Annotated in this window: 24 protein-coding genes and 1 other RNA gene; 20 read left to right on the top strand and 5 right to left on the bottom strand. The window is 44.2% G+C overall.

Going from position 1 to position 26295, the window contains the following annotated elements; genetic code table 11:
* The 5 genes from rpoD (at nucleotide 1) to rnpB (ending at nucleotide 4412) form a co-directional block, all read left to right on the top strand.
* Nucleotides 1-1134 carry an RNA polymerase sigma factor RpoD gene (rpoD, locus tag H70737_RS22675; RefSeq protein ID WP_042130309.1) on the top strand — a complete coding sequence of 378 codons (1134 nt, stop codon included), beginning with the start codon at nucleotides 1-3 and terminating at the stop codon, nucleotides 1132-1134.
* A gap of 106 nt (nucleotides 1135-1240) precedes the next feature.
* Entirely contained in the window at nucleotides 1241-2065 is an 825-nt protein-coding gene (locus H70737_RS22670) for a hypothetical protein (protein WP_042190924.1), read from the top strand.
* A 5-nt stretch (nucleotides 2066-2070) separates the two neighbouring features.
* Nucleotides 2071-2841, top strand: a complete 771-nt coding sequence (locus tag H70737_RS22665) for a tRNA (adenine(22)-N(1))-methyltransferase (protein ID WP_042194371.1) — start codon at nucleotides 2071-2073, stop codon at nucleotides 2839-2841.
* The gene (locus tag H70737_RS22660) at nucleotides 2817-3932 is read left to right on the top strand and encodes a Nif3-like dinuclear metal center hexameric protein (RefSeq protein ID WP_042190922.1); all 1116 of its coding nucleotides are present in this window, start codon (nucleotides 2817-2819) and stop codon (nucleotides 3930-3932) included. Before H70737_RS22665 ends, H70737_RS22660 begins: the two co-directional genes overlap by 25 nt.
* A 64-nt stretch (nucleotides 3933-3996) precedes the next feature.
* Nucleotides 3997-4412: RNase P RNA component class A (gene rnpB, locus H70737_RS30075), an RNA gene on the top strand.
* A gap of 534 nt (nucleotides 4413-4946) precedes the next feature.
* On the opposite strand, the gene H70737_RS22655 is transcribed toward rnpB, so the two are convergent.
* The gene (locus H70737_RS22655; protein WP_042190920.1) at nucleotides 4947-6167 is read right to left on the bottom strand and encodes an aminotransferase-like domain-containing protein; all 1221 of its coding nucleotides are present in this window, start codon (nucleotides 6165-6167) and stop codon (nucleotides 4947-4949) included.
* A 93-nt stretch (nucleotides 6168-6260) separates the two neighbouring features.
* Here H70737_RS22655 and pdxR point away from each other — a divergent pair, with 93 nt between their 5' ends.
* A complete protein-coding gene (pdxR, locus tag H70737_RS22650; protein ID WP_042190918.1) occupies nucleotides 6261-7700 on the top strand; it encodes a MocR-like pyridoxine biosynthesis transcription factor PdxR in 1440 nt (479 codons plus the stop codon).
* Between the two features lie 5 nt (nucleotides 7701-7705).
* Here pdxR and H70737_RS22645 read toward each other — a convergent pair whose 3' ends face one another.
* Nucleotides 7706-9646: a S8 family peptidase gene (locus H70737_RS22645; protein ID WP_042190916.1), complete on the bottom strand. Its 1941-nt coding sequence runs from the start codon at nucleotides 9644-9646 to the stop codon at nucleotides 7706-7708.
* A gap of 309 nt (nucleotides 9647-9955) precedes the next feature.
* Between H70737_RS22645 and H70737_RS22640 the strand changes: the two genes are divergently transcribed.
* The 6 genes from H70737_RS22640 to thiI all read left to right on the top strand — a co-directional run bounded on the left by H70737_RS22640 (nucleotide 9956) and on the right by thiI (nucleotide 14793).
* Nucleotides 9956-10453 carry a YpuI family protein gene (locus tag H70737_RS22640; RefSeq protein WP_042190914.1) on the top strand — a complete coding sequence of 166 codons (498 nt, stop codon included), beginning with the start codon at nucleotides 9956-9958 and terminating at the stop codon, nucleotides 10451-10453.
* 233 nt (nucleotides 10454-10686) lie between these two features.
* Nucleotides 10687-10908 (top strand): DUF1540 domain-containing protein, encoded by a 222-nt coding sequence (locus tag H70737_RS22635; RefSeq protein ID WP_042190912.1) that lies wholly within the window; start codon nucleotides 10687-10689, stop codon nucleotides 10906-10908.
* Nucleotides 10909-10920: 12 nt separating this feature from the next.
* On the top strand, nucleotides 10921-11334 hold the full coding sequence (locus H70737_RS22630) for a DUF5353 domain-containing protein (RefSeq protein ID WP_231573335.1): 414 nt from the start codon (nucleotides 10921-10923) through the stop codon (nucleotides 11332-11334).
* Nucleotides 11335-11516: 182 nt separating this feature from the next.
* Nucleotides 11517-12224 (top strand): lytic transglycosylase domain-containing protein, encoded by a 708-nt coding sequence (locus tag H70737_RS22625; protein ID WP_042190910.1) that lies wholly within the window; start codon nucleotides 11517-11519, stop codon nucleotides 12222-12224.
* Nucleotides 12225-12351: 127 nt separating this feature from the next.
* Nucleotides 12352-13503, top strand: a complete 1152-nt coding sequence (locus H70737_RS22620; RefSeq protein WP_042190908.1) for a cysteine desulfurase family protein — start codon at nucleotides 12352-12354, stop codon at nucleotides 13501-13503.
* 3 nt (nucleotides 13504-13506) lie between these two features.
* Nucleotides 13507-14793, top strand: coding sequence for a tRNA uracil 4-sulfurtransferase ThiI (gene thiI / locus H70737_RS22615; RefSeq protein WP_231573334.1), 1287 nt, complete (start codon nucleotides 13507-13509; stop codon nucleotides 14791-14793).
* Nucleotides 14794-14830: 37 nt separating this feature from the next.
* Here thiI and H70737_RS22610 read toward each other — a convergent pair whose 3' ends face one another.
* Nucleotides 14831-15523, bottom strand: coding sequence for a TerC family protein (locus H70737_RS22610; RefSeq protein ID WP_042190906.1), 693 nt, complete (start codon nucleotides 15521-15523; stop codon nucleotides 14831-14833).
* A 173-nt stretch (nucleotides 15524-15696) separates the two neighbouring features.
* Between H70737_RS22610 and H70737_RS22605 the strand changes: the two genes are divergently transcribed.
* From H70737_RS22605 to H70737_RS22580, 6 genes are all read left to right on the top strand, one after another.
* Nucleotides 15697-16356, top strand: a complete 660-nt coding sequence (locus H70737_RS22605) for a TerC family protein (protein WP_042190904.1) — start codon at nucleotides 15697-15699, stop codon at nucleotides 16354-16356.
* Nucleotides 16357-16624: 268 nt separating this feature from the next.
* Nucleotides 16625-17134, top strand: coding sequence for a hypothetical protein (locus H70737_RS22600; RefSeq protein WP_042190902.1), 510 nt, complete (start codon nucleotides 16625-16627; stop codon nucleotides 17132-17134).
* Nucleotides 17135-17340: 206 nt separating this feature from the next.
* Entirely contained in the window at nucleotides 17341-19182 is a 1842-nt protein-coding gene (gene typA / locus H70737_RS22595; protein WP_042190900.1) for a translational GTPase TypA, read from the top strand.
* Between the two features lie 124 nt (nucleotides 19183-19306).
* Nucleotides 19307-19603: a YlaH-like family protein gene (locus H70737_RS22590; protein ID WP_042190898.1), complete on the top strand. Its 297-nt coding sequence runs from the start codon at nucleotides 19307-19309 to the stop codon at nucleotides 19601-19603.
* An 83-nt stretch (nucleotides 19604-19686) separates the two neighbouring features.
* Nucleotides 19687-20784 (top strand): LCP family protein, encoded by a 1098-nt coding sequence (locus H70737_RS22585; protein WP_042190896.1) that lies wholly within the window; start codon nucleotides 19687-19689, stop codon nucleotides 20782-20784.
* 101 nt (nucleotides 20785-20885) lie between these two features.
* Nucleotides 20886-21338: a pyridoxamine 5'-phosphate oxidase family protein gene (locus H70737_RS22580; RefSeq protein WP_042190894.1), complete on the top strand. Its 453-nt coding sequence runs from the start codon at nucleotides 20886-20888 to the stop codon at nucleotides 21336-21338.
* A 29-nt stretch (nucleotides 21339-21367) separates the two neighbouring features.
* On the opposite strand, the gene H70737_RS22575 is transcribed toward H70737_RS22580, so the two are convergent.
* On the bottom strand, nucleotides 21368-21943 hold the full coding sequence (locus H70737_RS22575) for a YhcN/YlaJ family sporulation lipoprotein (protein WP_042190892.1): 576 nt from the start codon (nucleotides 21941-21943) through the stop codon (nucleotides 21368-21370).
* Nucleotides 21944-22048: 105 nt separating this feature from the next.
* Here H70737_RS22575 and H70737_RS22570 point away from each other — a divergent pair, with 105 nt between their 5' ends.
* Entirely contained in the window at nucleotides 22049-23380 is a 1332-nt protein-coding gene (locus tag H70737_RS22570; RefSeq protein WP_042190890.1) for a PhoH family protein, read from the top strand.
* 390 nt (nucleotides 23381-23770) lie between these two features.
* Entirely contained in the window at nucleotides 23771-24997 is a 1227-nt protein-coding gene (locus H70737_RS22565; RefSeq protein WP_042190887.1) for an extracellular solute-binding protein, read from the top strand.
* Here the strand turns inward: H70737_RS22565 and H70737_RS22560 are convergent.
* The gene (locus H70737_RS22560) at nucleotides 24989-26116 is read right to left on the bottom strand and encodes a coiled-coil domain-containing protein (RefSeq protein ID WP_231573333.1); all 1128 of its coding nucleotides are present in this window, start codon (nucleotides 26114-26116) and stop codon (nucleotides 24989-24991) included. The two genes, H70737_RS22565 and H70737_RS22560, sit on opposite strands and share 9 nt — an antisense overlap.
* Between the last annotated feature and the right edge of the window lie 179 nt (nucleotides 26117-26295).

The following is a 26295-nucleotide window of genomic DNA, read 5'->3' as shown; positions in this document are numbered from 1 at the left end:
ATGGCGAACGATCAGCATACTGAATTGGAAGCAGAATTTACTTTGGATCAGGTTAAGGATCAGCTTATTGAGCAAGGCAAGAAAAGATCATCATTGCTATACAAAGATATTATGGAGAAATTATCGCCGTTTGATCAAGACCCCGAGCAAATGGAGGAGTTCTATGAACAACTCAGTGATTTGGGGATTGAAGTTGTAAACGAGAACGATGAGGAGGTTAACAGCCTCCGGCCAAATGAGGACAATGAAGACAAAGAGGGCGATGAGTTCAGCTTTGATGATGATTTGTCACTGCCGCCAGGGATTAAGATTAATGACCCTGTCCGTATGTATCTAAAAGAAATTGGACGTGTTCCGCTGTTGTCGGCTGACGATGAAGTAGAGCTTGCTATGCGGATTAAGAATGGTGACGAGGAAGCCAAACGTCGTCTCGCTGAAGCGAACCTACGTCTTGTAGTAAGTATTGCTAAACGTTATGTTGGACGCGGTATGCTGTTCCTTGATCTGATTCAGGAAGGTAACATGGGTCTGATCAAAGCGGTAGAGAAATTTGACCATAACAAAGGGTTCAAATTTAGTACGTATGCAACTTGGTGGATTCGTCAGGCTATTACCCGCGCGATTGCGGATCAGGCACGTACGATTCGTATTCCTGTACACATGGTCGAGACGATCAACAAGCTGATTCGTGTCTCTCGTCAATTACTGCAAGAACTGGGACGTGAACCTTCGCCAGAGGAAATTGCGGCTGAGATGGAGCTGACGGTTGAGAAAGTTAGAGAAATCATGAAGATTGCCCAAGAGCCAGTATCGCTCGAAACACCGATCGGTGAAGAAGACGATTCTCATCTGGGAGATTTCATTGAGGATCAGGAAGCCTTGGCTCCTGCGGATGCAGCAGCTTATGAACTGCTGAAGGAACAGCTGGAGGATGTACTGGACACGCTCACGGAGCGTGAAGAGAATGTACTTCGTCTGCGTTTTGGCCTAGATGATGGCCGGACGAGAACACTTGAAGAAGTGGGCAAAGTGTTCGGTGTTACCCGCGAACGGATTCGCCAGATTGAAGCTAAAGCATTGCGTAAGCTTCGTCACCCTAGCCGCAGTAAACGGCTTAAGGATTTCCTTGAATAGTATTTCATGAACTGGACCTTCTGCTGCTCAGTAGCAGGAGGTTCTTTTATTTGAATTACGACCCTAAAAGTGCTGACCCTGTGTATCTGGAAAGAAGGATGAGCCAGTGAATTTGGAAAAACGCGAAATTATTATAAAAGAGATTCAATATTGGAGAAACAACAGATTGCTACCAGAGCAATATTGCGACTTCTTAACCAACCTGTATGATGATGAAGCTGCGGCGAAGGATAGAAATCCGATTTCGCTGAAGAATCTACAGCAGGGAAACATCAAAATTTGGCTGTTTGGTTTTGGAATTATTTCCTTGATTTTCTTGATTAGTCTTTATTTTAGCGTTTTTCCCTGGCCTTTGCAACTTGCAACAGCACTATCCGTATTAATTATTTGTTATGGATACTCAGCGGTTTACAGGACCCGAAATCATGTTATTAGTCTTATCCTGGCGGGGCTGGGCAGTGTGTTATCGCTTGGTTTTGGGCTATGGCTGATTGCTTTGCATGATCTTGATCCTCAGCTCTGGAGACCGATTCTGATTGGGGCTTGCGGCTTGTTATGGTGTATTCTGGGATTTGTGCTCCGTATAGGCTTGCTGCAGTATTGCGGTTATGCTTTTTGGGCCTTATTATATGCGGGATTCTTCGGTGGAAAACGCCCTGAGGCTTCGATGCTAGAGCTTGAGCTCTTATGGCTTCCACTCTGTGTAATGATGGTGTGGCTGAGCTGGCTATTACATCACAAAGTTAAAGGCGTTGCCAGTGTTTTTTTTGCAGTGGGAGTATCACTATGGATGATGCCGGAACTCGATGCTCTTTTATTGAGGCAGGATTATCCACAGTGGATTTCGTTTATGCTAATTTTAAAAATTGCGGTAGGCTTGGCCCTGCTGTTCTTGTTTCGAAAAAAATGGATAACGTGGGTGGCAACATGAACAATGTGAAATTATCAGATCGACTTCAGCAATTGCTGGAACAAATTCCGCAAGGAAGCAGGTTGGCAGACATCGGCTCTGATCATGCTCTGCTTCCTGTGGCTGCTGTAGAAAGCGGTAAGGCTGTATTCGCAGTAGCAGGTGAGGTAAACCCGGGTCCCTTTGATGCTGCTTGTAAGGGCGTTGCAGAGGCCGGACTAGGGAAGGTAATCTCGGTGCGTCGAGGAGATGGCCTTGAGGTACTGGAACCTGGTGAAGTTAATTGTATCACGATCGCTGGCATGGGAGGGGCTTTAATTGCTTCGATTTTAGACCGTGGTCAGAGTCAAGGCAAGCTAAAGGATGTTACAACACTGGTACTTCAACCGAATGTGGGCGAGGATATTTTGCGCCGCTGGCTGTTAAATAATGAATGGGTTCTTACCGCTGAAAGTATTCTGGAAGAAGACGGCAAGTTATATGAAGTATTAACAGCTGTTCCAGAGGATACTAATGCTGGAATTACGAATGCCAATGTATATCGTGAGGTAACGCTAGGTAATTCTGCTATGGTTCGTGGTCAGGATACCTTGCTGCAGATGGGGCCTTTTCTGATCCAAGCACCGAATGAAGTGTTTTTTGCCAAGTGGCAGGGAGAGATTCAGAAATTGGAAGGCATCCTGACATCATTGTCACGTTCAGAACTCGAATCTGCGGAGAATAAACGGAAATTAATTCGAGAACAGATCAAGGAGATAACGGAGGTGCTGCAATGCTTGCCAAAGGACAAACAGTAATTCAATATATGGAGCAGCTGGCTCCAAAGCATTTAGCTGAAGATTGGGACAAAGTCGGTCTGCAACTAGGTTCCTTACAGAAAGAAATAACCAATGTGCTGGTTGCACTGGATGTTAATGATGAAGTCGTCGAAGAGGCAATTCGTCTCGGCTGTAATCTAATCATTGCCCACCATGCGATTATTTTTCGTCCGCTGCAAGGGATTCAAACAGACACTCCAATGGGCCGGATGTATGAAAAATTGATTAAAAATGACATCGCGGTTTACATCAGTCACACTAATTTGGATGTTACCGAAGGTGGAATGAACGATTGGATGGCGGAAGCACTTGGCATAGAAAACGGAGTGCCTATCAAAGACATTCATTCAGAGCAATTGTCAAAGCTGGTTGTGTTTGTGCCGAAGGATCATCATCAGAAGGTACTAGATGCCATTTTGAATGCAGGAGCAGGGGCAATCGGCAACTATAGTCATTGTAGCTTCAATATCGAGGGATACGGGACTTTTATTCCGGGAGAAGGCACAGATCCTTATATCGGGGAAAAAGGGAAGCTGGAGCGTGCTGAGGAGATCCGTATTGAGACAATCGTGCCACACAGTATCCGCAATAAAGTGGTACAGGCTATGCTCAAGGCTCATCCTTATGAAGAGGTTGCCTATGATTTGTACACGATGGATCTTAAAGGCCGCAGTTTAGGGCTTGGGCGGGTTGGAAAGCTCAAAGAGCCTACCACACTTGGGCAATTCGTTGAGACGGTAAAAAAAGGTCTGAAAGTTGACCATGTACGTGTTGTGGGTGATTTGGATCGTCCAATTCGTAAAGCGGCTGTTCTCGGCGGTTCGGGTGGAAAGTATTATAACAGTGCTATTTTCCGCGGTGCGGATGTGTTGGTTACGGGAGATCTTGATTACCATACAGCACAGGATGCCGTGCTCGCTGGGATCACTCTGATTGATCCAGGACATAATGCAGAGAAGATCATGAAAGAGAAAGTAGCAGAATGGATGACTGGGAAACTGGTGGAGCATAAGTACGATACAGCTGTACATGCTTCGCAGGTGAATACGGAGCCATTTAAGTTCCTATAAAATTGCCATTTAATAATGCTTGTGCCAGACATGTGATGTCTGTATAATATATAATGTTGTTCGGAAAGTTTGACAGACAATCGCCGGTGACGTGAAGACGTCACGGGAGGAAAGTCCGGGCTCCATAAGGCAGGATGCTGGATAACGTCCAGTCGGCGCGAGTCGAAGGATAGTGCCACAGAAATGGACCGCCGATGGCCGCCTTAGGGCGGCACAGGCAAGGATGGAACCGAGGTGTAAGAGACCCCGAGGAACGCTGGTGACTTCGTTCCTGGTAAACCCCATCTGGAGCAAGACCTAATGAGACGCAGCAGATTCCTTTATTGGAATAGGCAGCCTTAGCCTGAGGCGCGTCTAGGTTGGTCGCTGGAGCTGTGCAGTAATGTACGGCCTAGATAGATGATTGTCGCTTATGGTGGGAGGGTAGTTCCCGATTGAACCACGACGAGCACAGAACCCGGCTTACGGCAAACTTTCCTAACTGCAACGTTATGATAACAACAACAACTATACAAGCGGCGGCGTATCTCGGGAAACCGGATCACGTCGCTTTTTTAAAATATAAGAAAGTATAAGTTTCACTTTATACATTATCCTTATATTTCTCGCAACGCTTACCATCCTTATAAAGACGCCGAAGGTGTTTATGCTCGTGGCAAGAAGATATGTAGAAAGTGGGAAACGTGTAGCATGGGTAATTATCAGATTTGCGGGTTCTGCGGACATTTATATGAACGAAACAATAAGAGGATGTGCAATAGTTGTGATGAGATGTATCAGAGAATCAGGCGTATCGTAGAGACTTCACCCGACACGATGGTATTAAATATATCCCTTCAAACAGGGGTAAGTGTCAGTCGAATCATGTCTTTCGTTGAAAATGGATATTTTAGGCTCAATAAAGATAGCATAGAAGTATCTAAGAAATAAATTACTCTAAGCATGGCTGAGAAATAAAAAAAACCCGGCTTACTCATCCCATAAAGGATGAAGAAGCCGGGTTTTTTAGCATGATTACGATTGAACGGAGGGTTGACTCTCCCGCCATTGTACCAATGCCTTCTCCAGACGCTGAACAGCAACGGGTACAAGCTCAGGTGGCGTATGTGTAAAATTCAGACGCATCTTATTCTTAAGGGGCTGTGATGAATAGAACACTTCACCTGGAACAAAAGCAACACCGTTCTCTACTGCTAGAGGAAGTAATTCCTTCGTGTTGATCTCTTGGGAAAGCGTTAGCCATAGGAACATACCGCCTCGTGGCTCCAGAAAATGAGCTCTTTCCCAGTTCTGTGATCGGAGTTCCGCCGATAAGAGCTTCATTCGAGAATAATATTCTCGTGAGATGACACGGATATGCTGCTCAATATCGAAATGCAGCAGCAGTTCATCTAAAGCGCGCTGGTCAATGGTGCTAGAATGCAGATCAGCTGCTTGCTTTGCTTTGGCGATGGTCTTGATTAGATTGGAATTGCCGATAATCCAGCCGGTACGCAGGGCAGGGGCTACGATTTTGGAAAAAGTTCCAGTGTAAGCGACACAATAATCGCCACCATAACTTCTGTCGATGGACGCTAGTGAGGGTGGATAAAGATCTTTATTCTCCTCAAAGGTTATTTCACCGTAGGGATTATCCTCCAAGATAAGAACATTGTAGCGGCGGCAAATTTCCACCACTTTTTCACGGCGTTCCTTACTCCAGGTTGCTCCTGAAGGATTGTTGAAGGTCGGAACTGCATATAGGAGTTTGGGCCGTAATTTTTGTATTTGATCTTCCAGGTGATCTGGCAGAATGCCTTGCTCGTCATTATTTATCGTATGAATATCAGCTCGGTAAGAGCCGAGTACCTGTAAAGCTGCTAGATAAGTGGGGGCTTCAACAAGTACAGCATCACCGGGATCAAGTAGTATTTTACATAGTAGATCTATGGCTTGCTGGGAACCTGTGGTCAGAATCATCTCAGACGCTGTTACAGGGATTCCTTGCCGAGTAAGTCTTTCAGCGATTTTGTCACGTAGTGGAGTAAAGCCCTCGGTTAGTCCGTATTGAAGCGCTGAGGTATCGCTGGAGAGTACACGGTTATAAGCGTCTCGTACTGCCTCCAAGGGAAACAAATCCTCCCCAGGCAGCCCGCCTGCAAGTGAAATAATGTCATTGCCCTGTGTAACCTTTAGAATCTCACGAACGGCTGACGATCCTAGATGATTGGCTGCGGCCGAGTATTTGATATCCATAAATGAGTTCTCCACCTTTCGATTTGGTGCTATCATAATAGGAGTACTGTATAACAGTAAAGCGTTGAATATAACAGTGGAGGTGAGGGGTTCATGCATATCGATTTGATTCGAACCAGCAGTAAATCTCTGCCTCATCAAATCAGTGAAACCCTAAGTCAGCGGATCTCATCAGGATTGCTCCAGCAAGGTGTCCGGCTGCCCTCCGTAAGAAGTTTGGCTACAGCTTTGAGAGTAAGCCAGGTTACAGTAAGCAAGGCATACGATGTGCTTGAGAAGCGGGGACTTATTTATTGCAGACAAGGAAAAGGCTGCTTTGTAGCCGACCCTGAACACACCAGATGTCAGGAAGATGGTCGCTGGCAGGATGTATATGATGATTATTTGCCGCGAGCTCAGCTTTGGCGCAATTTTGATTACTCTGAAGTTAAGTATCCCTTTCATATAGCTGCAATTCATAGTGAGTTACTTCCTCTAAAAAATATTGGGGACTCCTTCGCATCATTAGTTACGCAGCAGCCGGAGCTTATGGCAACCTATGGGAACTTCCAAGGTGATCTGGAGCTGCGAGGAATTATGAGAGATCATTTAAAAACACGTGGAATTGCACTTACTTCCTCTGATGTAATGATCACAAGCGGAACTCAGCAAGGCATTGATCTGGTTGCTCGTACGTTTGTCGGACCTGGGGACACAGTGTATCTTGAGGCTCCTAGTTATACAGGAGCTATAGATGTTTTTGCAGGACGAGGTGCAGAGATGATTTTTGTACCTACGGACGGTGAAGGGATGCGGGTGGATATTCTCACAAGAATGTGTGATCAAAGACCGCCTAAGCTAATTTATACAATCCCTACTTTTCAGAATCCAAGTGGAGTAACCATGAGCATAGCAAGAAGACAACGTCTGCTGGAATTAGCCCGCAGTTACCGTTGCCTTATTGTTGAGGATGATCCATTTAGTGATTTATATTTCCATGCGCCTCCGCCGCCTACGATCAAATCGATGGATTCCGAAGGGCATGTAGTATATATGAAGAGTTTCAGTAAAGTTATTGCACCCGGCTGCAGAATTGCCTGTGTAGCCGCTAGTGGGAATATTCTGTCACGACTTATCGCTGCCAAGTCCGCAAGTGATTTAGGGAGTCCGCTGCTTACACAAAGGGCGGTACTGCCATTCATAGCGGGCAAGTATGAAACCTATGCTGCTCAGTTACGAGTTACACTCCGTGGTCGCATGGAAAAGGCGGCGAAGCTTCTGAAGCTTTACGCGCCGCCTGGAGTAAAATATATTCTCCCAGAGGGTGGTCTTAATCTCTGGCTGGAGTTGCCGGCTTCACCTGATATCGGAAGGCTACATGAGCTGGCCGAACAGGAGAGCATTTCTTTTTTACCGGGTGATGTTTGTTACTCTGCGGAGACCCCTTCCCGGCATATCCGTTTGTGTTATTCACAAATGAATGAAACGGATATGGAGGAAGGCTTACGATTATTTCTCCGTTTACTTGGTAGATTTTTGCAGATGGGTGGTTAAGGTTGTTACTTAGAGTTACTTAATCTTTGTTTCAATTGATTCATTTGTTTTTGTACATGCTGTGGCCATAGCTGTAGTGGAACCTGATTGCCGCTAGCGGCTTGCAATGTTTTATAGATATCGACCTGACCCCAGCCAAAATATTTGTCATGCCCGGGAGTGCCTAAATCAACAGCATTTTTGGTCATAAGATCCATAACTTCCGTATTCGTTAGATTCGGATTTAGTGAACGCACCAGACCCGCCAGCGCAGCGACATGAGGACTGGCCATCGATGTACCGGATAACGCGGCATACTGGCTGTCTGGGTAAGTGCTTGCTATGCTTTCTCCGGGTGCTGCGACATCAATATAATCGCCGTAGTTGGAGAAGGAAGCTTTTTCCCCTGAAGCATTTGTTGCAGCTACTGCAATCACTTCGGGATACGCAGCAGGAAAACCTGGTCGTTCTGTATTATCGTTGCCTGCAGCAGATACGAGGACGATATCTCGGTCGTAGGCATATTTGATCGCGTCATGAAGAAACTGGGAATCCGCATAGTTACCTAAACTCAAGTTTATGACTTTCGCACCGTTGTCCGCTGCCCAAATGATTCCTTCTGCAACAGAATAAGTGGTACCTGCTCCTGAATTATCGAGTGCTTTTACCGGAAGGATCTTGTTGTACCAGCTGATACCAGCTACTCCCTCTCCATTATTGACCAGGGCGCCTATAATTCCAGATACATGTGTGCCATGTCCTACATCATCTTCTGGAGTGGAGCCATTGGTGATCGCGTTATACCCTGTCAAAAGCTTACCCTTCAAATCCGGATGATTGATCTGGACTCCCGTATCCACTACGGCTACGATCACTTCTTTACTTCCCTTAGAAAGATTCCAGCCCAGCTCCGTTTCGATCGCTGGCAGATTCCATTGATAGGTGGAGAATAACATGTCATTTGGAGTAACTGTTCCCTCTGCGTTTTTAGATATCGTATCATTGGTTAAATACATATAGTGAGGCTCCGTATATTCGGGGTGCCATTTATTGGTGAAATAGTCTTTGAGCTCATAATAAGTCATCTTCTCCGAACGGAAAATATAGGCATACCCAAGCTTACGTGGCTTCTTGCCGTTGATATCAGCGGTTATCGTTTGAAGCTGCCCCGGAGTAGGTGAGTTGTTGCGGAAACGTACGACAATTTCATTCTCATAAAAATGGCTGGCGTTTTCGTTATCATGACCGGTCTTAACGGTGATATCTTTTAAATTATCGGTATGAACGGATTCTACACGGTACTTACCTTCCTTCGGATAAGGAATGAGACGCAGGTTCTTCAGCTGATGGTCTGCCACACGACCAAGCACCTTTTGGTTAATAAGTGCAATGATGCCTACATTTTTTTCTTTGTTCCGCTGAGCGATAAAGTAATATTTCTCCTTACCGATTGTAAACGTTGGAGATTCATAGGATTGATGACCATGGATCGCTGATTTCGCCGTCTTAAGATATTTTTGCAGCTGCTGATTCTCCTGTTCGGTTCCTTGAGGAAATGAAGAGGACTTAAAGGTTTCCGTTTTTTGCTTGCGAAAATCAATCCACATAAGCATAGTGATAAATCCGTGGTTCTGCTGCAAACGTTTTGCATACACTGATTTATCATGAAGCGAAGTCATTCCATCCGTTTCAGAGAGGAGCTTAGTCAAATGTCTGCTGACATCCACTCTATTCAGATGATCCGTCGCATCAACATCTTGAGATAAGGAGCTTTTCTTCAATGATTTTTCCTGTGAAGGGTTTGGTGCTGAATGTAGGGCTGAAGTTGGAGCAGGATTTGGTACAGCAACATTAGCGACTTCTCTGGTCGTCGTCCCATTAGTGGCAGGACGTAGCGCAAAGGTAAGTAATACAACTGTGAACGCAGCTGTTACCAAACCTGCAACCGTTAGATTTTTACGTGACATGATTTCCGCTCCTCTACGCATTGTAATGCCTATAGGTTTAGAAGAGAGCGTATGTTTTATGCATCTTAGAAAAGGATACCTTCCTAACGTTTTTTATGATAATATCAGAGAGAATAAGCATCTTGAGTTCGCATCCTGATATTGCAGGAGATACGTCGATAGATGTTCTTTTAATTTTCAGAAGGTTAGACTTCTCTGTGTTTGCATCCTGATATTGCAAGAATAAAGAGATATGTCTAAAGACTATTTCTTCATAAGATTAACTTTATTGACTACAAGAGCAGGGAATAATAAGGGGGAGCAACCGCCATGTCAGCAGCCAATGTGCAGAAATTATGTGAATCGACGAGAGACAAACTTAAAGATGTGATTGATAAGATGGAAATTTTTCTGAACGAGCATGCATTGCCTCAGCTTGTAACAGAAGATGATGAAGAAACTGTACAATTTTATCAAGGATTTCTGTCCGATGTCCGTCATCTGTTAGTGTTCTCGGAAATGTCTTATGAGAAGCTGGGAGTTGCGCTGCGTCGTGCTACATTCGATGAATCTTTTGCGCAGAAAGCGCTTTATAATGTATATCACTATGGCGTGAATAACTTCTTCTATCCAAAGAATGAAAGCTATTCTGAAGATGGACGTTATGCTTATACTGGACAGGATGCTATCCGTTTCCGTAAAAAGCCAGTTCGTCCGGCGCGTGATATCATTCTAGAAATTACCAAGACCTATGAAGAGCTACGCGATGACCTTACTTATTATGAGAACGACTATTTGACTGAGAAACGTATGCAAAATCAGGTTTAACAGTTCACTAGTTCGTGTAAAGGATCAGCACTTCGTCATAATGACGAGGGCTGATCCTTTTTTGACGTATTAGAATTTATATATTTGGAGCCCGCACAAAGTACCTGAGTACGTATCGAAGCACCCCCCCACTTTGTGGGGATATTTTGCGTGGGCATCGTTACATCAACTGGAAACCATCCTGTCGAATAGGGGGTAAATCGTGCGGACATAATGAAGCCGAGGTGATAAATATGTCGAGTGTAAAGCCATTAGTCAAATGCAGTGTAAGCAATTGTCATTATTGGGGCGAGCATAATTTATGCCGGGCAGAAGAAATTATTATTGAGATCGACAAGCACGCTGGCAGTGGATTTAAAGAAGAATATGCTGAAGAAATGACGAATGAAGGTCACCACGATCAAGTCGCAACATCGTCTGCAACATGCTGTTTAACATTTAAGCCGAACTCCTAGGAGGCCGCCCTAATGGACAGAGAAAAGGAACATGAATCAGGTTCATCAAATGAACAATCCGGTCCGAGAAAAGTTATTTTGCGTCCGCGCAGAGTAGACTATCCACGCCGGGACAGAGAACATCAAGAGGAATATGCCGCAGAGGTGAATCCGGTTTCGATGCCGATCCGGGATACAACACCACGCGTGGCGAGTGAAGCTAAGGAGCATGAAGAGGAATATAGTGGAAGCAAAGCGATAGGTTATACTGGGCTAGCTATGGGTATTGCCTCCTTGTTTCTCTGGTCCATCATACTTGGGCCCATTTCAGTTGTGATTGGTTATTATGCATATGCCAAGGAGCAAAAAACGCTTGGGGCATGGGCGATGGGGTTAGGGATTGTATCCACACTTAGTTACTTTGTGATGATACCCTTTGCTCGCTAAAAATGAACTGGTAAGTTTGAATTATAACAGGCTTTAGACCTAAATATCAGGGTCTGAAGTCTGTTTTTCATTCCAGCATATAGCAATAATCTCGGATAAAATGTAATATTAAGCCGTAATTCATCGAAATCTAAGGTTAGACCAATAGATATGATTCAACAGGATCAAAGGAGTGCGCCGGTATGGAGATTAATCCCGCTGTAACCAATGGGTTAGGGCAGCTTAAATGGGTAAGCTTAAAGAGTGCAACCGACAAGAGTAGCTCAGCAAATGAAACTAAAAGATCGGGCGCGTCAGCCTCTCAATTTGCAGCAATGCTTCAAGCTTTATCTTCTAACTCGTCTAATGGCGGGGATACAAGCTTCTTGACGTCACTTCCGGATGCTTCATCAGTTAGTAGCTTGTTATGGCAACAGATCGGAACAGCTGAAAGCATCGATAGTGTAATTTCCGGGGAAATAACGGATACTAAACCAACAAGCTATGATGATCTGATTCAAACGGCGAGTGCTAAGTACGGGGTGCCAGTCGATTTGATAAAAGCTGTGATTGATACAGAATCTTCCTTTAATCCAAACGTTGTCTCTTCGGCTGGTGCTAAAGGATTAATGCAATTAATGGATGGAACAGCGCGTGGTTTAGGGGTTTCTGATTCATTCAATCCTGCTCAAAATATTGATGGTGGTGTACGCTATCTGTCTTATCAATTGAAACGCTTTGACGGACAGGAAAAGATGGCATTAGCGGCTTACAATGCAGGGCCTGCAAGGGTAATTAACCTTGGAGTAAGCAATGATCAAGAATTATTGGAGAAACTTAAACTGCTCCCTAAAGAGACGCAGTCTTATCTCACTAAAATAGAACGCGCTCGCGCGGAATACGCTGTATAATAAAAAGGATCAAACAGGTATTTCCCTTAAACCACATGTTGGTATTTGGGATCACCGTTTGATCCTTTTTCGAAATTTAAAAAAGAATGATTCTGTACTTTAAAGAAGTAAAGGAGATAATCGATATATGCTTTACTGGGATTATGCCGCCGCCACACCACCCTATGAAGACGTGGTGAAGACGATGGAACAAATTATGAAGCTGCATTATGCTAACCCGTCCTCCTTACACCGTGCCGGTAGTGAAGCGGCAAAGCTGATCAGGCGTTCACGAGAAGTATGTGCAGCTGCGTTATCTGTACAACCAAAGGAGATCCTATTTACATCTGGGGCTACGGAGAGTAACAATTTAGCCATTAAAGGTGCTGCTTTGCAATATCAATCAAGAGGACGTCATCTGATAACTACAGAAATAGAGCATCCCTCTGTGTATGAAAGTTGTCTGCAGCTGCAGCAAAATGGCTGGGAGATTACTTTTGTAGCGCCTGACAGCACTGGAATGATTGATCCAGAGCGAGTGGCTGCTGCAGTACGGCGTGATACCGTACTCGTAAGTGTGATGCATGTAAATAATGAAATTGGAACAGTACAGCCGCTGATGGAGATTGGCAGGCTGATTAAATCCGTAAATCCACGAACCTTATTTCATGTGGATGGCGTTCAGGGATATGGTAAGCTTGCTGTTGACCTCAAAGGATGGAAAGCGGATCTTTACAGCTTGTCTCCTCACAAAATTCGAGGTCCTCGCGGAGCGGGGCTTCTCTATATTAAAGAAGGAATTCAACTGTTCCCTTTACTTTCAGGTGGTTCTCATGAAGAGGGACTACGTGCTGGAACTGAGAATGTACCTGCAATTGTTGCTTCTTCCAAAGCCGTGCGGATGGGTGTTGAGCAGCGCGAAACCTTCTATGCCCGATTGCTCCCACTTCGGGATCGGCTGTTACGCTTCTTGCACAGCGTTCCTGAATTTGTTATAAACAGCAGAGAGGATGGAGCCCCTCATATTGTGCATTTCTCATACCCTGGCATGAAAGGGGAAGTGTTCGCCCGTAAGCTGGAGGAACTAGGGATGGCTGTTTCTACTCGATCAGCTTGCTCCTCCCGGCTGGCAGAACCTAGTCGTGTTCTATTGTCTATGGGGAAAGATATCTCTGTAGCTTCAGGTGGCATTCGCATCAGTTTCGGTGATAGTCACACTGAAGATGATGTCGCGGCGCTTGAGAATGCACTAATTACTGCGGTACGAGCTTTAAAGATTGCTGAAGGAGGTATGAAGTAACTAATGAGTGTGATGAATCAAGAATCTGCTAAAGGCAGTGCCAATAGTATTGATTATGCCGATATGCTGCTTTTGCGTTTCGGGGAGTTTACATTAAAGGGCAAAAACCGTGCCAGATTTGAGAAAACGGTACTACGTCATGTGAAAGAAATGATTAAGCCATATCCAAAGGTGGTTCTAACCAAAGAATTTGGAAGAATTTACGTGGAACTGAATGGAGAAACTGCTGCCCCATTGGTAGAAGCATTGAAGAATGTATTCGGAATCGCTTCTGTCAGTCCGGTAAAGGTGGCCAAGTCAGATCTCGAGGATATTGTGGCTGTCAGTCGTCATTTTTTGGAGATCATCGCTCCTGCACCGGGAACTACATTTAAAGTTAATGCACGCCGGGTGTGGAAAGAGTTCCCATATGGCTCCATGGAGATGAATAAGCTAGTCTCGACACCACTGCTGCAAGGCTATTCCGGACTTACTGTGGATGTAAAGTCACCTCAATTGGAGCTGAAAGTCGAAATTCGTCAAGGTCATACTTTTATATTTTGTGAAAATATTGCTGGTGTTGGTGGATTTCCGCTTGGTACGAATGGAAAAGCGATGTTATTGCTGTCCGGAGGCATTGATAGTCCTGTAGCCGGTTGGTCATCCATGCGTCGTGGACTCGAAGTGGAGTGCGTACATTTCTATAGTTATCCTTATACGAGTGAGCTTGCCCGGCAAAAGGTGGTTGATCTTACGCGGGTATTGTCACGATATGCGGGAGTCATCAAGCTACACTTAGTACCTTTTACAGAGGTGCAGACATCTTTTACCGGAATAGGTCAGGATAATCTGATTATTACGTTGATGCGACGAGCTATGCTGAGAATTACTACACAGCTTGCTGAACGTGAGGGTGCCCTCGCGATTGTAACCGGTGAAAGTCTTGGACAGGTTGCTAGCCAGACGTTACCAAGTATGAATGTGATCGGTCGTGCGACAGAACTTCCTCTTTTACGTCCGCTGGTAATGATGGACAAAAGTGATATTGTAGAGCTGTCTAAGAATATCGGCACCTATGACCTGTCAATTCTTCCTTATGAGGATTGCTGTACATTATTTGTACCTAAATCACCTACAACGAATCCGAATTTACGGATTGTAGATAAGATTGAAGCTACGCTACCTGGATATTCTGCATTGCTGGACGCAGCGATTGAAGCCACGGAGACTGTGCTGATCACTCCGTATGGAGATGAGAAGCCTAAAGATGTAGTAAGTGCTCAAGCTGGATTACAGGAAGAATGGTTCTAATATTATGAACAAAAGGCTGTCTCATTCGTAGCAACATCTACGGTTGAGGCAGCTTTTTTGAATTATTATGGCTTGATTGGCGTCTCCAGTGTCCTCCAATTAAGATGCCAACAATGATCACAAATATAAATAGAGCTCTCAATAGTGGATGCTGCTCAAAAAATGGGGATAGCTGCTGCTCATCTGTAATCATGCTTGAGGCTGTAAACCCTAGGACTGCTGAGCCAATATAAATAATCCATGGATATTTGTTGATTAATTTAATAAAGAGAGTGCTTCCCCAGACCACAATTGGAACGCTGATTAACAGTCCTATAACAACTAGAGAGATATTGTGCTTAGCGACTCCCGCAATGGCGATGACATTATCCAGTCCCATCGCAGCATCGGCTAGAATGATTGTACCCACAGCGGCCCCTAAGCTTTGACCAGCCTTGATATTCGTTGAATTGTTCTCATCTGTTAACAGCTTATAGGCAATTAGAATAAGTAAAATCCCGCCTGCCAGCAGTAACCAAGGGATTTTTAATAACCATACGACCAGAACCGTTGCGAAAATCCGTAATACGACGGCACCTGCTGTTCCAAGCACAATTGCTTTTTTTTGAGTGCTGTTCGGCAAATTACGCGCAGCAAGTCCGATGACTATGGCATTGTCTCCCGCCAGAATGAGATCTAGAAAAATAATATTGAGCAGTGATAATACAAACTCCCATATGGATGTATTCAAGGCATAGTCACCCCTAAAGTTAGTTAAGATGAGCACGAAGATATGCTTAGTTTTGTATACGCAAAAAAAGGGGCATACATGCTTTCATCCTCAAAAAAAAGTTGGACAGGAAGCATAGCTTGTCACTTCCGAACATACATGTAGTTACATGTGATTCGGGGAGGTAAAAGCGAATGGAATCATTATTGCTCCTTGGTGAAATATTGATGATCAATCTTGTGCTGAGTGGAGATAATGCTATGGTCATCGCGATGGCCAGTAAGGACCTTCCGGAGAAGCACCGGAAGATTGCGGTATGGTGGGGAGCTGCGGGAGCTGTTATTCTGCGCTGCTTGCTTACTTTTGTCGCAGTATTACTGTTGAAAATCCCTTATATCCAGGCTGGAGGAGGAATTCTGCTGCTATGGATTGCGTTCAAGCTGCTGCTGGAAGAAGAGGAGGACCTTAGAGTCGCGGAAACATCCTCCGTATGGAAATCCATCCGAACGATTCTCGTGGCTGATTTTATTATGAGTCTTGATAATGTCCTGGCAATTGCCGGTCTAGCCAAAGGGGATTTGGCTTTAATTGTCATCGGGATTGCGCTCAGCATTCCGATTGTAGTATGGGGAAGTGGCCTCATTGTGGGGTGGCTGCATAGATTTCCGATACTCGTATTTATAGGCGCTTATATTTTAGCCTTTACAGCAGGTGATATGATGCTTCAGGATGCAAAATTAGGGACAATGCTCTCCTTTTTGCTCCCATCCACGCATTCCATACTGCCGATCGCTTTAGGAATATTAGTAGTTGTTACTGGAGCAATTAAACGAAGAACAACATCAGTAGGTTAATAAATTGCAATAAAAGGCAATACTACAAGGACATCTCCATAAATTGGAATCGTCCTTTTTTTGCGTATCAGAAAGTATATATTTGGGGCCCCGCAAAGTACCTGAGTACGCATCGAAGCAAAGCGCCACTTTGTGGGGATATTTTGCATGGTCAGTGATGGCATTTTGTGTATGTTTCAGATAATATATGAATAAGAATCCTGTCGTTTTCTGGGTATGAGACGGCAAGGTAATGAGGTAGACGTGAATTTGAAGGGATGGGTGAAGGATGTCTTCCAAGAATGACATGAGACTAGGTATATTCATTGTAGCTGCGGGCGTCTTGATTTTATTCGGTAAGCTGGGGGTCTTCGGATTTTTGGGACGAGCCCTTTGGCCGCTAGTGATTTTACTTCCAGGATTGGTTCTACATATGTTATTTTTTAGCCGCCGCGCTTCGGCAACAGTATTGATTCCCGCGGGAATATTAACGGTATATGGTTTATTGTTTGGTCTTTGCAATATATGGGGATGGGGGCTTATGAAATATTTATGGCCTGTGCTTCTGCTCGGCATTGCCGTAGGTCTGTATGAATATTCCATAAATTCTCCAAGACGGTCAGGGGGACTATCTGCAATTGCTGTAATATTAGGCGTTCTAAGCATAGCGCTTTGTATTTTCAGTCTTATGGGTACGGGTGTGATCTATCTAATTGGTATTGTATTCATCGTGGCAGGAATTTGGCTGATTACAGGTCGGGGTAGAACTCGTGGCCGAAATAGATGGTATCGAAGTTAATTAATGTTGGATCTTGTGAAAAAAAACGGAATTTGCCAACTGTTTTTTTCATAAAAAGACTTGCTTTTCATAGTGCTTTCACTATAATATTAATGTTATGTTGAAGCGTCGGCTTTCTGCCTGGCGCTTCTTTTGTGAGACTGCCGTGACATGCTAAGAATTTTAACAGTTTTAATTTGATAAATGAGAGGATTTGGATACAAATCATGCATTCAAGAAAAGATATTCGCAACATTGCGATCATTGCCCACGTTGACCATGGCAAAACAACACTCGTCGATCAGCTTCTTCAGCAATCGGGGATCTTCAGCGCACACGAACACGTACAAGAACGCGCTATGGACTCTAACGATATCGAGCGGGAACGCGGAATTACAATCCTAGCTAAAAATACAGCAATTACTTATAAAGAGTTTTTGATCAATATTGTGGATACACCTGGACACGCTGACTTCGGTGGCGAAGTAGAACGGATTATGAAAATGGTTGACGGTGTATTGCTGGTTGTTGATGCTTATGAAGGCTGCATGCCGCAAACGAAATTCGTTCTGCGTAAAGCATTGGAACAAAAACTTACACCGATCGTTGTCGTGAACAAGATTGACCGTCCAGCTGCTCGTCCTAAGGAAGTTATTGATGAAGTGCTCGATTTGTTCATCGAACTTGAAGCAAATGACGAACAATTGGAATTCCCGGTTGTCTATGCATCTGCTCTTAATGGTACATCAAGCATGGTTCCTGAGAAGCAAGATGAGACAATGCTTTCACTTTACGAAACAATCGTTGAGCATATCCCAGCTCCAACTGAAAGTGTAGAAGACCCGCTTCAATTCCTCGTAACGTTGATGGATTATAACGAATACTTGGGTCGTATTGCTATTGGCCGTGTAAACCGCGGTGTGATCAAACAAGGTCAATCTGTAACTGTAATTATGCGTGACGGTAAGAGTAAAACCGCACGTATTGAGAAATTGTTCGGGTTCCAAGGTTTAAAACGTATTGAAACAGAAGAAGCGGGCGCAGGGGATATCGTTGCTATCGCAGGGATCAAGGACATTAACATTGGTGAGACCATTGCTGATCCAGCGAATCCAGAAGCACTGCCTGTTCTTAAGATCGACGAGCCTACGATGCAAATGACTTTCCTTGTGAATAACAGTCCTTTTGCTGGTAAAGAAGGTAAATGGGTAACTTCTCGTAAACTGCGTGAGCGTCTCTTTAAAGAACTTGAGACAGATGTGAGTTTGCGTGTGGATGAAACGGATAGTCCTGATGCATTTATCGTTTCTGGACGCGGTGAGCTTCACCTTGGTATTCTGATCGAGAATATGCGTCGTGAAGGTTATGAAATGCAAGTTTCTAAACCACAAGTAATCATTAAAGAAATCGATGGTGTTAAATCGGAGCCACTTGAGCGTCTTATGATTGACATTCCTGAAGAAAGCATGGGCTCTGTTATGGAAAGTCTGGGCACTCGCAAAGCCGAAATGGTCAACATGATTAACAACGGTACGGGTCAAGTACGTTTGGAGTTCCTGATTCCTGCACGTGGTTTGATTGGTTACAACACTTACTTCTTGACTTTGACACGTGGTTACGGCGTTATGAACCATGCTTTTGACAGCTACGCTCCACTGGTTGCTGGTCAAGTTGGCGGACGTCATCAAGGTGTGCTTGTAGCCAGTGAGACTGGATCAACAACACAATATGGAATAGTGGGCGTTGAGGATCGTGGTATTCTCTTCTTGGATGCAGGTACAGAAATTTATGAAGGTATGATCGTAGGCGAGCATACCCGTGATAACGATATTATCGTTAACATCTGTAGAGAAAAAGCACTTACCAACATGCGTACCTCAGGTAAGGACGATACTGTAAAAATGAAGACACCACGTACCTTCTCTTTGGAAGGCGCACTTGAATATTTGAATGATGATGAATATTGTGAAATCACACCTAAATCCATTCGCTTGCGCAAAAAGATTCTGAACAAAGGCGAACGCGAACGTGTAGAGAAGCAACGTAAAATGGCACAAGCAAACGCGTAAGATCAGCTTATTATAGTAAAGAGCCGTCGGAGGTTTAACTTTCGGCGGTTTTTTTATAACAAAAACTTCCCTTACTGATGATATAATGTAAACGTATCTTAAATTTGGGAGGAGTGCGGTATCTATGCAAGTCTGGTTTGCTGAGCATCCAATCGTCGCTTATATTGTTATTTTTATATTGCTTACATTTGTGTATAATCAGGTATTTCGTGTGAATCAAAAGTTATCGATTGGCAAAGAGATTATGCTGTACATAATGATGGCAATCGGCTCCGGCATGCTCCTCATTTTTCAACATGATAAGCTACCGATCATTCAGTGTCTGCTGGTCGCCGTCGGATTAATGCTGATGGTACGGATACGTTATATCGTAGAAGCTCGACAGAAGAGAAAGGCTGCAGCTGCAGCAAAAAGACAGTAATCGAAACTTTTACTGCTTATGCAACGTCTATTTAAGTGTAGCAATTTTAATTCCAAATGAAATGAAGAGGACTTTATTCTACTATGAGTACACGAAACAGCAGTTTACCTCCACGAGCAAGTGGTCAACAACCGAATAATAGAAAACAGCCTGTGAAGGGTGCTCCTAAGAAAAAAAAGAAGAAACCGCAAAAGAGAGGCTTTTTTGGCAGATTAGTTAGAATCCTGTTAACCTTACTCATTATTGCGATTCTTGGCGTATTGGGCTACGGGGGCTATCTGTATTGGAAGCTTGAAAATGGGGTCTTTAATGCAGGTAGTAAAGGAACGGTTGCACCAGGACATTCGGCTACAGAAAAACCACTGACGATGCTTATCCTGGGTACGGATAATAGACCAAAACATCAATCTAGATTGACAGATGTTATTATGGTTGCAGCGCTTAATCCTAAGACAAAATCAGCAACCATTGTCTCTCTTCCGCGCGATACCTTAGTTGAGCTCAATGGATACAAGCAAACGAAGATTAACGAATTCTATGCTCGCTTTAAGGGGAAAGAAGATTCTTCTGGTATTTTGGCAGAAGATGAGATGAAGACAATGATGGGGAAATATCTAGATATTGACGTAGATTATACAACGATTCTGGATTTTCAAGGCTTCCGCGATGTGGTGGACGAGCTTGGTGGAGTCAAAGTCAACATTAGCGATAATATGTGTTATACAGACAGCGTCGACGGTACGAATATCAATTTGAAAAAAGGTCCGGCGGAGCTTGATGGAGATAAAGCGCTAGATTATGTGCGATACCGTAAATCTAATTGCAAGCCTAAGACTAAGGGTTCAGACGATTTTGATCGGAACAAACGTCAGAATGAGGTCCTTCATTCACTGGTGGATCAGATGCAATCGCTTGGTGGAGTATTAAAAATAGGCAAGGTACTTGACGCAGTGGATAGTAATATGAAGACTGATATCGAAAATTCGCAGATTAAAGATATGATTGCGACTTATTGGAAGATTTCCAAAGATGATATCGAATTCAAGCCCGTGACTGGAACGTGGCGAAGTCCGTATGTATATATTAATGATGAGGAGCTTGAGGCTGCCAAGAAAAGCTTGCAGGATCGATTAGCAGGAGTTTCTGCTAATTCCACTTCAGAATCCACTGAGGCGCCTTAAAATCCTTAATAACACTTCGCCCTAAAATTGAATGCAAGTTTCAGCCTGTGCTATAATATAATAAATTGAATGAATTTACGCCGCATAGGGGGCCAGTACTTATGTCCGAAGCCGTTGCTCAGCTGAACGAAACCTTGTTATCGATGCTGCAATCGGAAACTTTTGTTCTTCTCAACACAGTTGATGCGGAATCAGGAGGTCCAACGTCCACGGCCATTTCGTGGATTTATGCAGTTAGTCCTAGTACTGTGCGTCTGGCTGTAGATCATCGTTCCAGACTCGTGAACAACATGAAGGTCAACCCGTTAGTAACCGTCACTGTGTTCGGTGAGGGCACTGTCTATGCTATTAACGGCAATGCCGTTGTAAAGCAGGATCCACTTCAGGATGTACCTTTCAAGATGTGCTGCTTTGATGTTGAAATTATGGCGGTGCGTAACGCGCTTTTTTATGGAGCGCAGCTTGAATCCGCCCCAAGATATGCAAAGGTTTATGATGGACGTGCCGCTGAGAAGCTGGACGGACAAGTATTTGCTGCCATGAAAAAAGCCTAGTGAGAATATCACTGGGCTTTTTTTGTCCTCTACTGTGCATTTTTAATCGGCTTAGTATCCTCTGGCAGCTGCGGCATGATTCGACCGATGATATCAGCCAGTTCGGATGAGAATCCGGAAATTGGATGTCCTTGAGAGATGTGACGGCTCATGTCCGCTAAGCGGCTGGAGAGATCCATATCGGCAGTGACAAGTGCACGTACGCTTCTAGGGTCTTTGCGGATAGCTTCCGCTACAGAATATTTAATGCTTCCAACACGTGATCGGTCTAGAGAACCTTCTACGTCAAGACCTACAATGGCTACCTTGTTCATGACTACACAGTGTGCACCATTCACACCAGGAACTCTTTTGGCCAACTGTTCAAAATGGTCCTTAAGTGCAATTTCACTTTCGCCCTTAACACTGACGGTGTGACCAGCTTTTGAGGTGGCCTTAGGATTAGTTGCACCATCGTTGGCCAATTGCCGAACCTCATGGTTTCCCGTACCCTTTACAGCATTCGCAGATTGTTTATTCTGAGGAGAGGGTGATGTCTTTTTATTAGCGATACCGCAGCTTGTCAATAGCAGCAGTACCAGCAACAGACACATTGATTTTCTCATATGTGATTACTCCTTTCAGCCAAGATCGTTTCTGTACCTTATCTTTTCCCTTGGCGGAAAGAGTTATGTATGATCAATCAAACCAGGCGCTGTGGAGGGGATAATATGAACAAGATATTTGTGCTAGATACCAACGTGCTTTTGCACGACCCCAATTCGATTTTCTCTTTCAAGGAGCATGAGGTGGTTATTCCGGCGGTTGTGCTGGAAGAAATCGACTCCAAAAAGCGCAACGCTGACGAAATCGGTCGAAATGCCCGCACGGTTTCCCGATTGCTCGATGGACTTCGTGAGCTAGGTCATTTGCATAGTGGTGTGGAGCTGGAGCATGGAGGCAAGCTGAAGGTAGAACTTAACCATCGCAGTTTTGTGAAGGTACAGGAAATGTTTGGTGAGGTATCTAACGACAATCGGATTTTGGCTGTAGCTCTCAACTATTTAATCGAAGAGAAAGAGAAGCCTGATCCGCGTCCCGTAGTGCTTGTGAGTAAGGATGTGCTGGTTCGTATTAAAGCGGATGTGCTAGGAATTACGCCAGAGGATTACTTGTCAGATCGCACTGGAGATTTAAATGAACTTTACACTGGTTACCAATCTCTGCAGGTACATCCGGCATTGATTGATGAATATTACAGTCACCGCTCTTTAACGGTTAAACAGCTCGGGTTGTCATATCCCTTGTACCCACATGAATTTGTGATCCTCAAGGATGAGATAGGCACGGGCAAATCAGCTCTTCTCAAAGTGAATAGTGATGCGACCCGTCTGGAGCCGCTTTATCTGGGCAATGATTCAGTTTGGGGGATCAGCGCCCGAAATGCTCAGCAACGAATGGCATTGGAGCTGCTTCTCAATGATGAAATCCCGCTTGTAACCATTACGGGTAAGGCTGGTACAGGGAAGACATTATTGGCGCTTGCTGCCGGACTATTCAAAGTTGAGGATGAGCATAAATACAAAAAACTGCTTATTGCTCGTCCAGTAGTTCCTATGGGTAAAGACATTGGTTATTTACCCGGAGAGAAGGATGAGAAGCTCAGACCCTGGATGCAGCCTATTTATGATAATCTGGAGTTTCTGTTCGACACCAAAAAAGCTGGCGATATCGATAAAATCTTAATGGGCTTAGGCAGCATACAGGTAGAAGCCTTAACTTATATTCGTGGCCGTTCAATCCCTGCGCAGTTCATTATTATTGATGAAGCTCAGAACCTTTCCCGTCATGAGGTGAAGACAATCGTCTCCAGAGCGGGTGAAGGAAGCAAAGTGATTCTTATGGGGGATCCGGAGCAAATCGATCATCCATATTTGGATGCTGCGAGTAACGGACTTAGTTATATTGTTGAGAAGTTTAAGCAGCAAGGGATTAGCGGACATATTACTTTGGAAAAAGGCGAGCGTTCCCGCTTGGCCCAATTGGCAGCGGATCTTCTCTAACCTATTCCTATCTTCAATCTCAGCCGGGAGAAGCATAACTCCCGGCTTTTTCCTGCCCGCCCAGAAACGGCGGAGGAATTTAGTAGGTTATGATACATAAATGGAGAGCGGTTAGCGGAGGGGGAGGAATTGTTCTGGAGAAGCGACAGCGCTCGCCTTTGTCTTCAGATTTATACCGATAAGATATATAATCAATAAATCTGGGGACAACAGCGATCGGAAGAATAATCCGCACACGGAGCGCCCTTCGCTCACCAAAGAATTATGCACGAATAAACTCCTTCGTCGTTTCCCCTATATAATAGAAAGAGAACGTTTTCACATTCTAAAGACAAGCAGCGGCTGGTTTGGTAAAATAGGGGTGACGAATCATGGGGAAGGTGGGGAATTGTGCTGAAACGCAAAAATTATTGGCTGCTTTTTGCAATTTTACTACTATCGCTGACAAGCTTGTCACCCAGTATGGAATTGAGTACCAATAACGACCCACATCCTATGAAAAAACCACAAAGTCAGTCGACAAACCCCTCTTCAGGGGAAGAGGGAACTATAGATAGCCTGCGCATAACAGTATCGTTAAATAGTGAGGAATTCAATGAACTGGAGCTTTTAAGCAATCGTTATACTTTAGAAAGTGGAGTAAAGGTAATATTAAGAAATATTGATAGCGAGGATGCAGACGAAGTTTTGAAGCATGATCTAACCATCGGGGATAGCCCGGATATCGTTATGGCGGATGGACGAAGTATTCTCGACTGGGCTACACGTGGATATTTATTGCCGGTGGATGTGTATCAGAGCATTCCGGGAACTGCACCGTTAACTCAGTTAATCCCATGGATGCAATGGAACGGATATAATTGGGGAGTGCCGCTGGATATTGACCCTTATGTACTTGTTTATTCACCACAGCGTCTTGCGGAACTGGGATTCACTACCTTACCAAGAAGTCTGGAACAGTGGAACACGTTGCTTCAGAATGTGCTTAAAGAGCAAGGAAAATATTTGCTCGCAATGGATACACGTAATCCATATGGATTGTCCGCTGTTATGGAGAGTATGAACAGCAGCTTGCTATCGGATAACCAAGAAGTGATAAATTGGACTCAGAATGCTCGCAGTTATTTTTACCTTACCAGTCGATATAACAAAGATGTTTGGGATATGATTCAGAGCGGAAGCGTTGCTGTTGCTGCTCTACCGCTATCTGAGTGGAAAAAACATGGGAATTCGTCTTTAGTTGCTGAAGCACCACTGACCGCAAGTAACGGGAGAGGACTTGAATCTTATTACAGCCGTTCCTTTGCACTTCCAGCTCAATCCCCAAATCCAAAGGAAGCCGTGAATTGGCTGACGTTTATCACTTCTGAGGATTCTCAAATGGATTGGCTGGAGAACACGGGAAGCTTGCCTGCGCTGGATGTCCTATATCGTTCAGAGCATGATTTCAAATATAGGCTTCCTTTTGGAGTCGAATTATTACTGACAGAAGAAACCGCCCCGGAGGTCGAATTCCAAGGCGGCTGGAGTAAGATTGTTGAAGCAGTATCGTTACTGCTTACAGGAAAAATGGATGCGGCCGGGTACAAAGATTTCATCAAGGAAGGCTTAGAATGAGATAGAAAGTTTAACTTGGAGGACGCCTTCTTTACTATCTACTTCTGTGGCGCGGAGGAAAGAAACGATTTTTCCAGGGTAAAAGCCTAAATCAAATTCCTCCTCAAGTGTTCTTCTAGTGGTGTCAGGTAATTCGAGACCATTAAATACAACATGATCTACTTGGAATATAAGTCCGTTGATGGGTTCTTCCTGTATGATGTAGTGACCGGTTAATGAAAGGGCTAAAGCTCCACTTTTTCCTGTGGCAGTAATCGTTCCGTCATTAAAATGAAATGCGAAATCGTTAAATAGCTTATTCTGGGACTGAAGGAATTCGTTTAAATCCTCTTCCTTCAGATTCAGAACATAAGTCATCCCCTTACGAGTAAGAACTCCCTCTCGATTCTGGACAAACTGCGGTAATTTATTCATTGCGGAAGACAATGCTTTGAAGTAGGTCTTTACCTCGCGCAAACCAATATTCTCCCAATATAATGTGAATTCTTGAAGTAGAGCGCTCATATTATCAGGATCACTACTGTCTTTAATCCCGCCTTCAATTTCTTTATTGAGCGCGGCTACCCTAATTTTCTGTTCCTCCAGAGCGGTTCGCAGCTGTGCAAGATCCTTCGAGCTGCGCTGTGCAGTCTGGAGGGTCTTCTTTAGATCCTTATATTGGTCCTCGTATTGTGTGAGAATGCTGCGGTCATTTCCGATAATAATTTCATAATAATCAAATAGTGCCAGAAATCTGCTAATGCTCTTCGCGGATAGAAATGCGGCCAAGAGACCGTCTCTATCCCCCATATAATAAGAACGAAGGACCGCGCCTGCACGCTCTTGTTGGTTTGCGATGGCAGATTTTTTCTGGATAGCTTGCTCTTCTAGGTAATCTACCTTTTCTTCAAGCGCTTTTTGTTCAGCTGTAATCTTGATGATCTCCCGTTCGATTTCTGCGGAAGATAAGGTCTGCTCCAGAAGTTTACGGGTTTCTTCATTATCTGGTATAGAGGAATTGAAAAAAGAACCGCTAGGATCGGCAGACAGGTACATCGTAGATTGTAACGGAAACAATGTACAGCAGAAGAGAATTAGTATGGTTGCCATCATGCGGCTTTGGGCATTGCGGGAGCGCACCACACCACCACCTTTTTTTGAAATTTAAGATAAGAATTTATCTGTTTCACTCCATAAATCATCCTTCTATTTCTCGTAGAAACGGAAACTGTCTGTAAAAGACGGCAAAACCGGTTCTTCCTGAATGGATATATGTATGTACTAATAATATGTTTAACCCTTCTAAAATAGCATACATA

The organism is Paenibacillus sp. FSL H7-0737, from assembly GCF_000758545.1.
Lineage (GTDB): Bacteria > Bacillota > Bacilli > Paenibacillales > Paenibacillaceae > Paenibacillus_AQ.
This window is presented reverse-complemented; position numbering and strand designations above follow the sequence as displayed.

What these genes read in the sequence shown, in the direction of transcription:
- rpoD (WP_042130309.1), top strand. Translation starts at nt 1, where the DNA reads ATGGCGAACGATCAGCATACTGAATTGGAAGCAGAATTTACTTTGGAT.
- H70737_RS22660 (WP_042190922.1), top strand. Translation starts at nt 2,817, where the DNA reads ATGCTTGCCAAAGGACAAACAGTAATTCAATATATGGAGCAGCTGGCT.
- H70737_RS22655 (WP_042190920.1), bottom strand. Translation starts at nt 6,167, where the DNA reads ATGGATATCAAATACTCGGCCGCAGCCAATCATCTAGGATCGTCAGCC.
- pdxR (WP_042190918.1), top strand. Translation starts at nt 6,261, where the DNA reads ATGCATATCGATTTGATTCGAACCAGCAGTAAATCTCTGCCTCATCAA.
- H70737_RS22645 (WP_042190916.1), bottom strand. Translation starts at nt 9,646, where the DNA reads ATGTCACGTAAAAATCTAACGGTTGCAGGTTTGGTAACAGCTGCGTTC.
- H70737_RS22640 (WP_042190914.1), top strand. Translation starts at nt 9,956, where the DNA reads ATGTCAGCAGCCAATGTGCAGAAATTATGTGAATCGACGAGAGACAAA.
- H70737_RS22635 (WP_042190912.1), top strand. Translation starts at nt 10,687, where the DNA reads ATGTCGAGTGTAAAGCCATTAGTCAAATGCAGTGTAAGCAATTGTCAT.
- H70737_RS22630 (WP_231573335.1), top strand. Translation starts at nt 10,921, where the DNA reads ATGGACAGAGAAAAGGAACATGAATCAGGTTCATCAAATGAACAATCC.
- H70737_RS22625 (WP_042190910.1), top strand. Translation starts at nt 11,517, where the DNA reads ATGGAGATTAATCCCGCTGTAACCAATGGGTTAGGGCAGCTTAAATGG.
- H70737_RS22620 (WP_042190908.1), top strand. Translation starts at nt 12,352, where the DNA reads ATGCTTTACTGGGATTATGCCGCCGCCACACCACCCTATGAAGACGTG.
- thiI (WP_231573334.1), top strand. Translation starts at nt 13,507, where the DNA reads ATGAGTGTGATGAATCAAGAATCTGCTAAAGGCAGTGCCAATAGTATT.
- H70737_RS22605 (WP_042190904.1), top strand. Translation starts at nt 15,697, where the DNA reads ATGGAATCATTATTGCTCCTTGGTGAAATATTGATGATCAATCTTGTG.
- H70737_RS22600 (WP_042190902.1), top strand. Translation starts at nt 16,625, where the DNA reads ATGTCTTCCAAGAATGACATGAGACTAGGTATATTCATTGTAGCTGCG.
- typA (WP_042190900.1), top strand. Translation starts at nt 17,341, where the DNA reads ATGCATTCAAGAAAAGATATTCGCAACATTGCGATCATTGCCCACGTT.
- H70737_RS22590 (WP_042190898.1), top strand. Translation starts at nt 19,307, where the DNA reads ATGCAAGTCTGGTTTGCTGAGCATCCAATCGTCGCTTATATTGTTATT.
- H70737_RS22585 (WP_042190896.1), top strand. Translation starts at nt 19,687, where the DNA reads ATGAGTACACGAAACAGCAGTTTACCTCCACGAGCAAGTGGTCAACAA.
- H70737_RS22580 (WP_042190894.1), top strand. Translation starts at nt 20,886, where the DNA reads ATGTCCGAAGCCGTTGCTCAGCTGAACGAAACCTTGTTATCGATGCTG.
- H70737_RS22575 (WP_042190892.1), bottom strand. Translation starts at nt 21,943, where the DNA reads ATGAGAAAATCAATGTGTCTGTTGCTGGTACTGCTGCTATTGACAAGC.
- H70737_RS22570 (WP_042190890.1), top strand. Translation starts at nt 22,049, where the DNA reads ATGAACAAGATATTTGTGCTAGATACCAACGTGCTTTTGCACGACCCC.